At 59.4% G+C, this 13411-nt stretch carries 13 protein-coding genes; 2 read left to right on the top strand and 11 right to left on the bottom strand.

All coding sequences use genetic code 11. The features are described from left to right. Nucleotides 1-81: 81 nt before the first annotated feature. From PH558_RS13815 to PH558_RS13790, 6 genes are all read right to left on the bottom strand, one after another. Nucleotides 82-843: a M48 family metallopeptidase gene (locus tag PH558_RS13815; RefSeq protein WP_285204918.1), complete on the bottom strand. Its 762-nt coding sequence runs from the start codon at nucleotides 841-843 to the stop codon at nucleotides 82-84. An 89-nt stretch (nucleotides 844-932) separates the two neighbouring features. Further along, a complete protein-coding gene (locus tag PH558_RS13810) occupies nucleotides 933-1373 on the bottom strand; it encodes a DUF2852 domain-containing protein (RefSeq protein WP_095433413.1) in 441 nt (146 codons plus the stop codon). 320 nt (nucleotides 1374-1693) lie between these two features. Continuing rightward, complete coding sequence (phaZ, locus tag PH558_RS13805; protein ID WP_285204916.1) at nucleotides 1694-2971, bottom strand: polyhydroxyalkanoate depolymerase; 1278 nt, start codon at nucleotides 2969-2971, stop codon at nucleotides 1694-1696. A gap of 297 nt (nucleotides 2972-3268) precedes the next feature. Beyond that, nucleotides 3269-4111: a fumarylacetoacetate hydrolase family protein gene (locus PH558_RS13800; RefSeq protein WP_113408466.1), complete on the bottom strand. Its 843-nt coding sequence runs from the start codon at nucleotides 4109-4111 to the stop codon at nucleotides 3269-3271. 149 nt (nucleotides 4112-4260) lie between these two features. Then, the gene (locus PH558_RS13795) at nucleotides 4261-5679 is read right to left on the bottom strand and encodes a pyridoxal phosphate-dependent decarboxylase family protein (RefSeq protein ID WP_285204915.1); all 1419 of its coding nucleotides are present in this window, start codon (nucleotides 5677-5679) and stop codon (nucleotides 4261-4263) included. 76 nt (nucleotides 5680-5755) lie between these two features. Continuing rightward, the gene (locus PH558_RS13790) at nucleotides 5756-6709 is read right to left on the bottom strand and encodes a glutathione S-transferase family protein (protein ID WP_095433409.1); all 954 of its coding nucleotides are present in this window, start codon (nucleotides 6707-6709) and stop codon (nucleotides 5756-5758) included. 160 nt (nucleotides 6710-6869) lie between these two features. On the opposite strand from PH558_RS13790, the gene PH558_RS13785 reads away from it, so the two are divergent. Beyond that, the gene (locus tag PH558_RS13785) at nucleotides 6870-7160 is read left to right on the top strand and encodes a DUF2218 domain-containing protein (RefSeq protein WP_285204913.1); all 291 of its coding nucleotides are present in this window, start codon (nucleotides 6870-6872) and stop codon (nucleotides 7158-7160) included. A gap of 59 nt (nucleotides 7161-7219) precedes the next feature. Next, the gene (locus PH558_RS13780) at nucleotides 7220-7819 is read left to right on the top strand and encodes a nitroreductase family protein (RefSeq protein WP_285204912.1); all 600 of its coding nucleotides are present in this window, start codon (nucleotides 7220-7222) and stop codon (nucleotides 7817-7819) included. 64 nt (nucleotides 7820-7883) lie between these two features. Here the strand turns inward: PH558_RS13780 and gyrB are convergent, their stop codons facing one another. The 5 genes from gyrB to PH558_RS13755 all read right to left on the bottom strand — a co-directional run bounded on the left by gyrB (nucleotide 7884) and on the right by PH558_RS13755 (nucleotide 13339). Further along, on the bottom strand, nucleotides 7884-10319 hold the full coding sequence (gyrB, locus tag PH558_RS13775) for a DNA topoisomerase (ATP-hydrolyzing) subunit B (RefSeq protein WP_113408469.1): 2436 nt from the start codon (nucleotides 10317-10319) through the stop codon (nucleotides 7884-7886). Nucleotides 10320-10576: 257 nt separating this feature from the next. Continuing rightward, nucleotides 10577-10942 (bottom strand): helix-turn-helix domain-containing protein, encoded by a 366-nt coding sequence (locus tag PH558_RS13770; RefSeq protein ID WP_095433405.1) that lies wholly within the window; start codon nucleotides 10940-10942, stop codon nucleotides 10577-10579. Further along, nucleotides 10939-11523 (bottom strand): Smr/MutS family protein, encoded by a 585-nt coding sequence (locus PH558_RS13765; RefSeq protein ID WP_285204909.1) that lies wholly within the window; start codon nucleotides 11521-11523, stop codon nucleotides 10939-10941. Before PH558_RS13765 ends, PH558_RS13770 begins: the two co-directional genes overlap by 4 nt. Then, complete coding sequence (gene mltA, locus PH558_RS13760; protein WP_285204907.1) at nucleotides 11523-12641, bottom strand: murein transglycosylase A; 1119 nt, start codon at nucleotides 12639-12641, stop codon at nucleotides 11523-11525. The genes PH558_RS13765 and mltA overlap by 1 nt, the downstream gene beginning before the upstream one ends. After that, complete coding sequence (locus PH558_RS13755) at nucleotides 12638-13339, bottom strand: Tim44/TimA family putative adaptor protein (protein WP_095433402.1); 702 nt, start codon at nucleotides 13337-13339, stop codon at nucleotides 12638-12640. The genes mltA and PH558_RS13755 overlap by 4 nt, the downstream gene beginning before the upstream one ends. Between the last annotated feature and the right edge of the window lie 72 nt (nucleotides 13340-13411).

Below are 13411 nucleotides of genomic sequence, written 5' to 3'. Positions count from 1 at the left end.
GTGAGGAGGCCCAAAGGGCCGTCTCGAACCACGAGGGCGGACGAGGGACCTTAGCGTAGTGCGTTTATCAGGGCATGCTGTTCAATCAAAATCGATCGCGTGCAGCTGGCTGCCGTGGCGCTTCAGCCAGGCTTTGGCCTCGTCCATGTCGGGGCAAAGCTTGCGGCAGAGCGCCCAGAAGCGCGGGCCGTGGTTCATTTCGCGCAAATGCGCGACTTCGTGGGCGGCGAGGTAATCGATGACCAAGGGCGGCGCCATGACGATGCGCCAGGAGAAGCTCAGGTTCCCTTGCGAGGAGCAGGAGCCCCAGCGGCTGCGGGTATCCTTCATGGTGATGGACGTGACGCTGGCGCGGACGGCCTTGGCGTGGATAGCCACAAGCTTTTCTAGATCGGCGCGGGCCTCCTTCTTCAGGAAGGTGGCGATGCGGCGGCCGGCATGTTCCTGCAGGCCGCTGACGCGCAGCACCGGAACGCCCTCGACGACGATGGCTTCGGTGAGACCGCGCAAGGTGCCGGTATGCTCGATCCGGTGACGCACGCCGCGCAGGAGGATTTCGCCGCCACCACGCAGGCTGTTGTCGACCGAAAACTTCGCGAGTTTCGTCAGAAGCCAGCCCTGATGCCGGTCGAGGAAGGCATTGACCTCGCGTGCCGCCAATCCACGTGGAATGGTCATCTTCAGCGACCGTCCGCCGGGCTCGATCCGGAGCGTGATGCGCGTGGCCCGCTCGTGCTGACGGATCGTCAGCGGCATCAGCCGGCCGGCGACATCGAGCGTGCGCGTTTCCGGCGCAAGCGGCTTGGCCGGCGGTTTGCGGGATCTGGAGAGCAGCGGCAACATGAGGCAGTTTTATATGATTCGCGAGTGTTTCTGGCAAAGAAAAACCGGCATCGTTCGATGCCGGTTTTGACCTCGTGGCGGAACTCCCGTCACGGCGTCTGGAATTCGGTCGGCGAACCGCCATTGTCATTGCGCTTAACGTTGTTGCGCTCGCGCATGAAGCGGTCGAATTCTTCCTGATCCTTGGCACGGCGCAGTTCGCGAGCATAAGCATCGAATTCAGCGCGCATCTCATCCAGCTTGCGGCGCTCCTGTTCGAGGCGCTCAAGCTCTGCCCGGCGCCAGTCGTCGAAGGCGACGTTGCCGGTCGAGGAGAAGGAATGGCGATGACGATTGCGATGACGTCCGCAGCCAGCAAACATGCCGTCGGTCCTTTCGTTCACATCCCGTTTGAATTCCCGCAAACGTTCCCCGAAGAGAATATAGGCGAGCATGGCGAAGCCAAGGGGCCAGAAGACCACGAAGCCGAGCACCATCAGGGCAATAGTAGCCGGAGTCCAATCCGGACGAAGTAATGCAGATTGGTTCATTGTCAGGTATCCTCGCACGGCGCATCGCCCCTCGACCGATACCGGTCAATGGTCAGGCTTCTGCGCGGTTTTTAAAGCTCTACCTGCATCTCAGCGCGTTCCAAGGACGCGCGGCGCGGTAAACGGCCCGATCATTGCGGTACCGCTGGAATCGAGATGGTAACCGCTTCGTGAGGCTTCAATGGGATCGCCAGGCGGAATCGGACAAGTACTTGAATTGGCGTTGATAATTCAACAAAAGCTAATAGTTTGCACAGCAAAAGCGGTTCGGCTCTCCGACGAAATTCCGAACCGCTCTATCTATTTGATTTTGCTCGACATTAGGTGGATTTTCCGCCCTTGATGACACGCTTCACCACCGATCGGCCGGTACGGGCATGTTCGCGGGTAAAGGCCAGGATGCGCGGCGCGATCTCGCGGCGGAAACGCGAACCGTTGAAGACGCCGTAATGGCCGACATCCGGCTGCAAGTAATGCATGCGCATGTGGTCGGGGATGTTGGTGCAGATGGTCTGCGCCGCATGCGTCTGGCCGACACCGGAAATATCGTCGTTTTCGCCCTCGACGGTCAGAAGCGCAACGTTGCGGATGGCCGAGGGATCGACACGCTCGCCGCGGTGCATCAGTTCGCCCTTGGGCAGCGCATGCTTCATGAAGACCTGATCGACCGTCTGCAGATAGAATTCCGCCGTCAGATCCATGACGGCCAGATATTCGTCGTAGAAATCGCGATGCTTCTCGGCCGGCTCGCCGTCATTCTTGACGAGGTGCACGAAGAAGTCCTTGTGGGCGATCATGTGTCGGTCGAGGTTCATCGACATGAAGCCGGACAGCTGCAGGAAGCCGGGGTAGACGGGCCGCATGAAGCCCGGCTGCGGCCAGGGCACGTTCATGACGACATTATCGGCAAACCATTCCAGCGGCTTTTCCTTGGCAAGCTGGTTGACCGCGGTCGGATTGATACGGGTATCGATCGGACCGCCCATCAGCGTCATGGATGAGGGTGCCAGGCGATCGCCCGCCGCTTCCATGACGGCAGCTGCCGCGAGAACCGGAACGGATGGCTGGCAGACGGCGACGACATGCGTATCCGGGCCGAGGTGGTGCAGCATCTCGATGACGTAATCGATATAGTCGTCGAGATCGAACGTGCCTTCGGTCATCGGCACCATGCGGGCATCGATCCAGTCGGTGATGTAGACGTCGGCGCCCGGCAGCAGGGCTTCCACGGTGCCGCGCAACAGCGTCGCATAGTGGCCGGACATCGGCGCGACGATCAGGATGCGGGGATCGGCGCTGTGGCCGGCGGGCAGGCTGCGCTCGAAATGGATGAGATTGCAGAAGGGCTTCTTCCAGACGATCTTTTCATGAACCGAGACCGGTTTGCCGTCGATCACCGTCTCCGGAAGGCCGAATTCCGGCTTGCCGTAGCGCCGTGTGGTGCGCTCGAAAACTTCGAGACTGGCCGTCAAGGTGCGGCCGAAGACCGTATGCGAAAAGGGATTAAGGGGATTGGCATAGGCCAGGCGCATCATGTCCGCCGCGGCGCGAAAGGGTGCGAGAGCGGCGTGATTGAGTTCATAAAACTGATAAAACATGGGGGCTTTACCTTTCGTGATGCGAGGCATTCAGCCGCGCAAATCACCTAAATCATTGAAGCGCACGCGCCTTGCGTGTCGCTGCCTTCACTGCGGCGCTCCTCCGGTCGCGCTGTGCAGCAGGATAATGACGGCTCCTCGGGCGCGATCCTCATCCTTCCTATAGTCCAACCTAGCAGTTTTTGCTGCAGAGCAACATAACTACAATTGGTTCTTATCGATAAAAAACGCCGGAGAATCGCTTCCCCGGCATCAACAATGATCTCAAAAGGTTAAAGTTCCTGAGCTTCGCACGCCTTACGCGTCGGCAAGGAAGGTCTGGCGCTGCGTGCCCAGGCCTTCCATGCCGAGCTCGACGACATCGCCCGGCTTCAGGTACTGCGGCGGCTTCATGCCCATGCCGACGCCCGGAGGCGTGCCGGTGGAGATGACGTCGCCGGGATGCAGCGACATGAACTGGCTGAGATAGGAGACGAGGTAGGCAACGCCATAGACCATGGTCCTGGTCGAGCCGTTCTGCATCATCTTGCCGTTGACCTTCAGCCACATGCCGAGATTCTGCGGATCGGCGATCTCGTCCTTGGTGACGAGCCAGGGGCCGATCGGGCCGAAGGTGTCGCAGGACTTGCCCTTGGTCCATTGTCCGGAGCGCTCGGTCTGGAAGGCGCGCTCGGAGACGTCGTGGGAAACGCAGTAACCGGCGACATAATCAAGCGCATCGGCTTCGCTGACATATTTCGCGGTCTTGCCGATGATGACGCCAAGCTCGACTTCCCAGTCGGTCTTCTCAGAGCCGCGCGGGATCAGCACGTTGTCGTTCGGGCCGACGATGGCCGAGCTTGCCTTCATGAAGATGATCGGCTCCGGCGGCACGGTGGCGCCGGTTTCGGCGGCGTGATCCGAGAAGTTCAGGCCGATGCAGATGAACTTGCCCGTGCCAGCAACGCAGGCACCGAGGCGGCCTTCCGGCAATTCAGGCAGGCTTTTCGGATCAAGGGCTGCGATCTTCGCAAGACCTGCCGGCGAAATGGCCTCGCCGCCTATATCAGCGACGTGGGCGGAGAGATCGCGGATCTTGCCGTCGCTATCCAAAAGCGCCGGCTTTTCCTTGCCGACTTCGCCAACACGCAACAGTTTCATGGATTTTCCTTCCCTGCATCTTCAAAGACGAGATTACTCTTACGATAAAATTGCTGACACCATATATGAACGAGTTATTCACCAGTGTCACCAATCGATTTTGGTGAGCCTAGCACGGCTCGGCTCTTCGCGCCGGAAAAACAGCTTTTCTAGTTCGGGGATAATGATCTGGCGATTTCCACGATGACATCGAAAGCCGTATCGATGTCATCAGCCGTTGCCTCGAACTGGCCAGCCTGAAAACGGATGACCAACCTGCCGCCGACGCGGGTCTGCGTCAGATAGATACGGCCATCATTGTTGATGGCATTGAGCAGCCGCTGGGTGTGGCTTTCCTGATCGATACCCTTGGACGCCTTGTGATCGAAGGAAAACAGCGACAGGAACGGCTCGGTGACGATTTCGAAATCGGGCTCGGCGGCGAGACGCTTAGCCAGATTCTGCGACCAGGACACATGGTTGCGGATCATCGTCCGCAATCCCTCCAGGCCGTGATAGCGCAGCAGGAACCAAAGCTTCAGCGCGCGGAAGCGGCGCCCAAGCGGCACCGACCATTCCGAATAGTTGATGATGCCGTCATGGCCATGCGTGCGCAGATATTCGGGCTGGATCGCCAACGTGCGGACCAGCGTCTCCGGCTCGCGCACGAACTGCACAGAGCAATCGAATTGCGCGCCAAGCCATTTATGCGGGTTGAAGACGACGGAATCGGCTTGCTCGACGCCGTGCCACAGGGTGCGGAACTCCGGGCAGATCATTGCCGAGCCAGCCCAGGCGGCATCGACATGGACGTAGAGCCCGTGCGTATGGGCGACCTCAACGATGGCGGCGATATCATCGCAGGCGCCGACGCTGGTACCGCCAACGCAGGCGATGACGCCGGCCGGCAGCAAACCAGCAGCGCGATCACGCTCGATCGCATCGGCAAGCGCTTTCGGATCCATGGCCTTATTGGGACCACCAGAGGGAATCCGCACCAGATTTTCCTGCCCGATGCCTGATATCCAGATGGCGCGGTCGATGGACGTGTGCACCTGGTCGGTCGAATAGATGCGAACTGCCTTGTTGGCCGCAAGGCCGCTTTTGTTGCCCTGCCAATCTAGCGCTCTCTCACGCATCACGAGGACGGCGGCAAGCGTGGCCGTCGAGGCGGAATCCTGAATGACGCCGGTGAAGGTTTCGGGCAGACCGAGCGCCTGTCGCAGCCAGTCGACGACCTTCGTTTCAAGTTCGGTCGCCGAGGGCGATGTCTGCCAGAGCATGCATTGGGCGGCGATGGCGCTGACCAGATATTCGGCAACCACCGAGACGGGAGCGGCGTTGGCTGGGAAATAGGCAAAGAAGCGCGGGTGCTGCCAGTGCGTCATGCCAGGCACAAGGATATCCTCAAAATCCCTGAAGATATCCTCCATGGCTTCGCCCGTCTCCGGTGGAGAATCAGCAATATGCGCCGATATTTCGCCCGGCGCCATCTTCGCCCGGACCGGCCTGTCGCGTAGCGACGCGCGGTAATCCGCACCCCAATGTGCCGCTTTCTCCGACCACTGCCGGAACTCTTCCCAGTTCATAACGATCCTCCCTGATCCATCGCCTGTTCTTTCAAATGCGGCGGACCTTAGACCGGTTTTGATATGTGGTCGAGTATCAGAACAGCTCGTCCAGCGCCGGGCCGAGCGGTACGATGCCGGTAGGATTGAGCGTCGAAATCGAGTAGTAGCCGCGCTTGATATGATCGAAATTCACTGTTTCGGCAACACCTGGCCAATCGAGCATCCGGCGACAGAAGGACTGGAGATTGGCATAATCCGACAGCCGGCGCAGATTGCATTTGAACAGTCCGTGATAGGCGACGTCGAAACGGACGAGGGTGACGAAGAGCCTGATATCGCTTTCGGTGGGATTGATAGCAAAGAGGAAATCCTTCCCCTCCAGCTCCGCCTCGACCTGATCGAGACAGTTGAATACCTCGTTGAAGGCCTCTTCATAAGCGATCTGCGTCGTGGCGAAGCCGGTGCGATAGACGCCGTTGTTGAGCGCGGGATAGATCCGTGCATTGAAACTGTCGATTTCATCTCGCTTGCCGGCCGGATAGAGATCGATGTCATTGCGGGCAAGATCGCCGAAGCCGTCATTCAACATCCGCAGGATATCGGAGGATTCGTTGTTGACGATCGTGCCTTTCTGCTTGTCCCATAGAACTGGCACCGTGGCGCGGCCGGTGAAGTGAGGATCGGCCTTCGTGTAGATCTCATGCATATAGGTGGCGCCATTTATCCGGTCGTTCGTCGCGCCGGGATAATCGCCGAACCGCCAGCCCTGCTTGGAGAGCGCCGGCTCGACCACGGAAACCGAAATAGCCTCTTCCAGCCCCTTCAGCTTGCGACCGATCAGGGTACGCGATGCCCAGGGGCAGATCAGCGCGACGTAGAGGTGATAGCGGCCAGCTTCCGCCTTGAAACCACCCTCGCCGGTCGGCCCCGGCCGACCATCCGGCGTCACCCAGTTGCGGAAGCTCGAAATCTGGCGAACGAAACCGCCCTTCTCGTCCTTGGCCTGGACCGGCTGCCAATCCTCAGTCCATTTTCCATTTACCAGCAAGGCTCTGTCTCCACTCGCGCGCGTTCCTTTGTGAGGACAACATAGCGGAACAGAATTTCACTGGAATAACGCAAACTTGAAACAGACTGTCTACCTGGCGAATGCGGATGCCTCTATGTATGCAATGATGCTTTTGCGATCAGCTTTATCGGAGAAATCCATGGCGACATCCGTTTCCAGTGTTAAAACCGACCATGCCAGCCGCTATCTCCAGCAGCTCTGCAAGCACTGGAGCCATCGCTTCAACGTGGAATTCGATGCGGCTGCCGGCAAGGTGCCGTTCAGCACGGAAAACTTCCTTGATCTGGCGGCCGAGCCCGGCAACCTCGTCATGACGCTGACAGTCGAGAAGCCCGAAGACCTCGAGCGTATGCAGAACGTCGTCGCCGAGCACCTCAAGCGCTTCGCCTTCCGCGAGGAGCTTGACGTGAGCTGGGCTGCCCAAGCTTAAGTTCACATCTCTATTCATAACCAGCCAACGGCCGATCATCTCCAAGGAAAGAAGCCCTCATGACATCAAGCAACAGCCGCGAATCCCAATATCCGATCGATAAGCTCTTTCTCGACCGCTGGTCGCCGCGTGCCTATTCCAACGAGGTAATACCGGAAGCCGACCTGCTGACCATTCTGGAAGCGGCGCATTGGGCACCCTCCGCCTCGAACCTGCAGCCCTGGCGTTTCCTTTATGCTCTGCGTGGCTCAGAACATTGGGACCGGTTTTTGAGCGTCCTGATCGACTTCAATCAGGGCTGGGTGAAATCCGCCGGCGTACTGCTTTTCGTCATTTCGCGCACTCACAGCGGCGAGCTTGGCTCGGCCGAACAGAAGCCCAGCTATAGCCATTCTTTCGATGCGGGCGCGGCTTGGGGCTTCCTGGCGATCCAGGCACATTTAGCCGGCTATGAAGCTCATGGCATGACGGGCTTCCACGTCGAAAAATCCTATGAAATCCTCGGCATTCCCGATGGCTTCCGCGTCGAAGCGGCCGTCGCGATCGGCAAAATCGGCGACAAGAACCAGCTCCCAGAAAAGCTGCGCGAACGCGAAGTGCCGAGCCAGCGCAAGCCACTTTCGGAACTCGCCTTCAACGGCACCTTCATCGCCAAGTAACCGATGAAAAGAAAAGGGCCCGCCGGATGTTTCGGCGGACCCTTTTGCATGTGATGGAGAACAATCAGATGTCGAGATTGGCAACGCTCAACGCGTTATCCTGAATGAACTCGCGCCGCGGCTCGACCTCATCGCCCATGAGCCGGGCAAACAGGCCGTCGGCATCGGTCGCATCCGTGACCTTCACTTGCAGCAGCGAGCGGACGTTCGGATCGAGAGTCGTTTCCCAGAGCTGCTCGGCATTCATCTCGCCGAGACCTTTATAGCGCTGCAGCGTCAGGCCCTTGCGGCCGCCGGCAAAGATCGTGTCCAGCAGCTGACGGGGACCGGAAATCTCCGTCTCTCCATCGCGGCGAACGAGCTTCGGCGGTGTAACATAGACTTCCTTCAGCCGTGAGCCGAGCTGGTCGATAAGGCGGGCATCCTGCGAACCGATCAATGCCATGTCGAGGAAGACGACTTCCTTGACGCCGCGCACCGTGCGCTCAAAGCGCAGGCCGCCCTCGCCCGTCACGGCACCGGTCCAACCGCGCTCGGTTTCCTCGGCGATGACGTCGAGCCGCTTGGCGACGTCGTTGGCGAGCGCCTGTGCACGCGTGGGATCGCTGACCATTTCGGCGTTGAGGGCCCCTGCAATAGCAGCCTGTTCGACCACGGCGCGATTGTAGCGGGAGTGCAGATTATCGATCAGCGTGCGCAGGCGCAGCGCATCATAGATCGCTTCACGCAGATCCTGGCCGGTACGGACTTCGCCGTTGCCGAGGCGCAGGCTGGTATCTTCGGTGCCCTGGCCGATGAGATACTCTTCCAGTGCCTTCTCATCCTTGACATATTGCACCGACTTGCCGCGCGTTACCTTATAGAGCGGCGGCTGGGCGATGTAGAGATGGCCGCGCTCGATGAGATCGGGCATCTGCCGGAAGAAGAAGGTTAGAAGCAGGGTGCGGATATGCGCACCGTCGACGTCTGCGTCCGTCATGATGATGATCTTGTGGTAGCGCAGCTTTTCGGCATTGAACTCGTCCTTGCCGATCCCGGTGCCGAGTGCGGTGATCAGCGTGCCGATTTCCTGGCTCGACAGCATCTTGTCGAAGCGTGCGCGCTCGACATTCAGGATCTTGCCGCGCAGCGGCAGGATGGCCTGGTTTTCGCGCGATCGGCCCTGCTTGGCCGAACCACCCGCCGAGTCACCCTCGACGAGAAAGACTTCGGATTTGGCGGGATCGCGCTCGGAGCAGTCAGCCAGCTTGCCGGGCAAAGAGGCGATATCCAGTGCGCCCTTGCGGCGCGTCAATTCGCGGGCCTTGCGGGCAGCTTCGCGAGCGGCGGCGGCCTCGACGACCTTGCCGACCAGAACCTTGGCTTCAGACGGATGTTCTTCGAGCCATGTGCTGAGGGCTTCGTTGACGAGACTTTCGACGACAGGACGAACTTCGGAGGAAACCAGCTTGTCCTTGGTCTGGGAGGAGAACTTCGGATCGGGAACCTTGACCGACAGCACGGCGGTCAGGCCTTCGCGGCAGTCGTCGCCCGTCAGCGTCACCTTCTCCTTCTTGGTGATGCCCGATGAATCGGCATAGGAGGTGATCTGGCGCGTCAGAGCCGCGCGGAAGCCGGCCATATGCGTACCGCCGTCGCGCTGCGGGATGTTGTTGGTGAAGCAGAGCACGTTTTCGTGGTAGCTGTCGTTCCACCACATCGCCACTTCGACCGTAATACCGTCCTTCTCGCTGCGGATCGACACCGGCTTCTGAACCAGCGGCTTCTTGGCGCGATCGAGATAGGAGACGAAGGCTTCCAGGCCGCCGTCATAGAGCATTTCTTCCTGCTTGACGTCGGAATGCCGCTTATCGGTCAAGAGAATGCGGACACCGGAATTCAGGAAAGCGAGTTCGCGCAGGCGATGCTCCAGCGTTCCGTAATCGAATTCCGTCATGGTGAAGGTTTCAGCACTCGGCATGAAGCTAACTTCGGTGCCGGTGAGATTGCCGGCATCGCCCGTTTCCCTCAGCGGCGCATCGGCGACGCCATGGGTGAAGCTCATTTCATGGATCTTGCCGTGGCGGCGGATCTTCAGCTTCAGCCAGACGGAAAGCGCATTGACGACCGAGACGCCGACGCCGTGCAGGCCACCGGAAACCTTATATGAGTTCTGGTCGAACTTACCGCCGGCATGCAGTTGGGTCATGATAACTTCAGCCGCCGAAACACCTTCGCCGCTGTGAATATCCGTCGGGATGCCGCGCCCGTTATCGGTGACCGTGACGGAACCGTCAGGGTTGAGTGTCACCGTTACGATATCGGCATGACCTGCCAAGGCCTCGTCAATAGCGTTATCGACGACTTCATAGACCATGTGATGCAGGCCCGAGCCATCATCCGTATCGCCGATATACATGCCGGGACGCTTGCGCACCGCATCGAGGCCTTTCAGGACCTTGATGGAATCTGCGCCATACTCGGCGTTGCCACCATTATCGGTTACGGATGTGTCGGTCATATATTGAAGTCTTTCCAGTGTTTAGAGAACGCTGCCGATTCGCAGAGCATAATGCCGAAAAGTGTGAGCGGTTTTCGGACGACATCATGTTCTACTTTAAGTTTAGAGCCGATTCAGATTTCAGGTCGTTTCGACCTGAATTCATCCGACTCTAACGAATCAGCGGTTTTTCCTAGCCTGTATATAGGATGTTTCACCCTGAAGTTCCAAACGGAAGGCCCCGAAATCAGGTATAAAACAGGGGATTAAGGCGGTTTTCAGCCGGTTTTTTCGGCATTTTCCAGAACCTTCGAGAGTTCGCGGATCGTTGCCGCGTCAAGGGTGCGGATCTTGCCGGCTAAGTGATTGACAAAGGCCGTATATTCCGGCGAAAGCCCGGAGGTATCGACGACGACGCGCGGGTCGGAAAACCGCGCCAGCAGGAACAGTTCCTCGGCCTCGTCCCAGATGATGTTAAAGTATCCGGCGATGCGCTGCAGGAGATCGAAGGTCGGCAGACCGCGCTTTCCGTGTTCTAAGGCGGATAAATAAGCCGGAGTCACGTTCAGCGCAGCCGCCATCTGCTTCTGCGAAACGCCCTTACGCAGTCTCAGTTTTCGCACTGCTTCGCCGAATGGGGTCAAGGCTTCTCCCCTTTCAAGCGCGACAGGCGGATATAGAGCGCCCCCTCGCCACCATGATGCTGCGCTGCCGTTTCGTAAGAAGAAATCAGGAACCGGAATTCGGGCTTGGAGAACCAGAGCGGCACAGCACGCTTCAGGGCGCCCTCGCTGCCCATGGAGCTGCCCTTGCCTGTTATGACGAGCACATGGCGCAGGCCGCGGCTATGGGCCCGCAACAGGAAATCCAGAAGCATGGAATGCGCCTCGCTCTGGATGAGGCCGTGAAGGTCGATCCTGGCCTCCAGCGCCAGATGACCCCTAGCGATCTTGCGCTTGACGGGACGTTCGAGCGGGTGATGGCGGCCGGCGGGCTGTTTGACTGGCGTCGGAGTTTCCTGCGTTTCGGCCGAGGGAGATACTGGCTTCGTCTTTGCAGTACGGGCAGTTTGTTCGCTTTCGGCTTCCGCCTGCAGTGCCGCCTCGAAAGCCTCAATGTCAGCCATTCGGCCCGGCATGGGACGCGTGCTCTTGGCGACCTTACCCCAGAGGATGCGGTCTTCCGTGCTGAGCTTTCGTTCCTTGTCCTTCCGTTCCGGGGCCATCAGCCGAACCTCTGCGCCGCCGCCTTCGGAATGAGTATATAAAAATCGGCGTCATTGCGCACCGTGCCGGCAAGCTCCCCGGCATCGTAGCCGGAGCCGGTAAAGATATCCCCACGCGCCGGCCCGACGATGGCGGAACCCGTATCGAGCGCCAGCATGAGCCGGGCGAAGGGCTTGCCGGCGTCTAGATGCGTCAGGCTTTCAGACCGGATGAAGAAAGGAAAACCGAAAGTGTGGATCAGCCGATCGACCGCAAGGGAACGGCCGGGCACCAACGGCACCTTCGCCGCTGCGATCGGCCCGAGAGCGGGATCGCTGACATCGGCCTCGCGGAAGAAGATGTAGGATCGATTGTGCCAGAGGACTTCGTCGACCTCTTCCGGATGCGCGTAGAGCCAGTCGCGGATCGTCTGCATGGAGATCGTGGCGCGGTCCAGTAGGCCGCGGTCAATCAGCAGGCGCCCAACGGCCGAGAAGGGATGGCCGGCCTTGGCTGCATAGGTGATGCGGCCAAGACGCCCATCGGGATAGCGCAGACGCGCCGCGCCCTGCACATGCACGAAGAAGACATCGACCTTGGATTTTGCCCAGGCGATTTCCAGCCCCTTGCCTTCGAGATAGCCGCGATCGATCTCGCCGCGGTCTGGATAGGTGGAAATTGCGCCACCCTGAAGCCTGCCGAACATGTAGGAGGGATCAATTTCGGCGGGCCGATTGCCGTCATCGAGATCGATCAGATCGGCCGGCCGGCGATAGAAGGGGTAGCGATAGGGTCCATCCGGCACAGCCGAGACGTCTATTTCCGGCTCGAAGAAAGCGGTCACGAAACCACTGGCACCGCCATCGCGGCGAATGAAGAAGGGCTGGCAGTGCTGCTCGAAGAAGGCTCTGGCTTCGGCTGCATCGCCCGGCTCTTTCCCTTCCGCGGCGTCGAGAAGCGCCAGGAGATCCTCGGCCGTCAGTCCGGCAGCGCCGGTGCGATAAGGCTTCACATCGCGGATATGGATGCGACAGTCCTTCATCGCGCGAAAAAGGCTGGAAGGATCGTCCTCCTCCCAGCCCTTCAGATCGGCGAAGGTTGCCGGCTCCAGCCTGAATTCCTGCGATGGGCTCGTCATTGTTCCGATTCGGTCGCCACGAGTTTCCAATTCGGATCGCGCGAACGCGTGTCGCGGGCGAAGGTCCATAGATCGCTGATTTCGGCAACAGCTTCAGCATCGCCATCGATCAACGTGCCGGCCTTGTCGTAGGTGGCCGAGATCATCTGGCTAACGATGCGCATGGTGATGAGGGCATCCGTTCCCTTCACCTCAGCGGTGACGATATCGGCCTTATCGATGCCGACGAAGGTCGATTTGACCTTCTCGCCTTTGGCTTCGCGTTCGGCGATGGCGGCATCGAAGCCCTCATAGACCTCACGCGACAGCAGCCCCTTCAGCGACTTGCGGTCGCCCTCCGCAAAGGCCATGACAATCATCTCATAGGCCATGCGGGCGCCGTTGACGAATTCCTTTGGATTGAAGGAAGGATCAGCCTTGCTCACTTCGCGCAGCGAATCATTGAGCGGCGTGCCGGCCGGAGTGAAGGCATCGATGGCAGCAAAACGGTCTTCCTCTTCGGTGCCATCGCGGCGCGGCAATGTGACCACCTTGCCGGCGTCCGGCGGCGTCGGGCCATTGGCCGGATCTGCAGAGCCGTAGAGATCGCGCGGCGGCTTCTCGTTCCCCGTACGGCGGCCAAGGACGCTGCGCAACTGAAAGAAAATCAGCACCGCCGCCACCAGGAAAAAGATCGTCACAAAGTCGTTTGCACCCATCTCGTATCGGAACCACCGTTAAAATTAAAAGATCAGTCCCCATATAGTCCGCATCGATCTATCATTCAAATA

Source organism: Rhizobium pantanalense (assembly GCF_030182525.1).
Classification (GTDB): domain Bacteria; phylum Pseudomonadota; class Alphaproteobacteria; order Rhizobiales; family Rhizobiaceae; genus Rhizobium.
The sequence above is the reverse complement of the archived record's forward strand: the minus strand, read 5'-3'. Positions and strand labels throughout refer to the sequence as shown.

Excerpts from the sequence above, each read along its gene's own strand:
- PH558_RS13815 (WP_285204918.1), bottom strand. The coding sequence starts at position 843 with ATGTTGCCGCTGCTCTCCAGATCCCGCAAACCGCCGGCCAAGCCGCTT.
- PH558_RS13810 (WP_095433413.1), bottom strand. The coding sequence starts at position 1,373 with ATGAACCAATCTGCATTACTTCGTCCGGATTGGACTCCGGCTACTATT.
- phaZ (WP_285204916.1), bottom strand. The coding sequence starts at position 2,971 with ATGTTTTATCAGTTTTATGAACTCAATCACGCCGCTCTCGCACCCTTT.
- PH558_RS13800 (WP_113408466.1), bottom strand. The coding sequence starts at position 4,111 with ATGAAACTGTTGCGTGTTGGCGAAGTCGGCAAGGAAAAGCCGGCGCTT.
- PH558_RS13795 (WP_285204915.1), bottom strand. The coding sequence starts at position 5,679 with ATGAACTGGGAAGAGTTCCGGCAGTGGTCGGAGAAAGCGGCACATTGG.
- PH558_RS13785 (WP_285204913.1), top strand. The coding sequence starts at position 6,870 with ATGGCGACATCCGTTTCCAGTGTTAAAACCGACCATGCCAGCCGCTAT.
- PH558_RS13780 (WP_285204912.1), top strand. The coding sequence starts at position 7,220 with ATGACATCAAGCAACAGCCGCGAATCCCAATATCCGATCGATAAGCTC.
- gyrB (WP_113408469.1), bottom strand. The coding sequence starts at position 10,319 with ATGACCGACACATCCGTAACCGATAATGGTGGCAACGCCGAGTATGGC.
- PH558_RS13765 (WP_285204909.1), bottom strand. The coding sequence starts at position 11,523 with ATGGCCCCGGAACGGAAGGACAAGGAACGAAAGCTCAGCACGGAAGAC.
- mltA (WP_285204907.1), bottom strand. The coding sequence starts at position 12,641 with ATGACGAGCCCATCGCAGGAATTCAGGCTGGAGCCGGCAACCTTCGCC.
- PH558_RS13755 (WP_095433402.1), bottom strand. The coding sequence starts at position 13,339 with ATGGGTGCAAACGACTTTGTGACGATCTTTTTCCTGGTGGCGGCGGTG.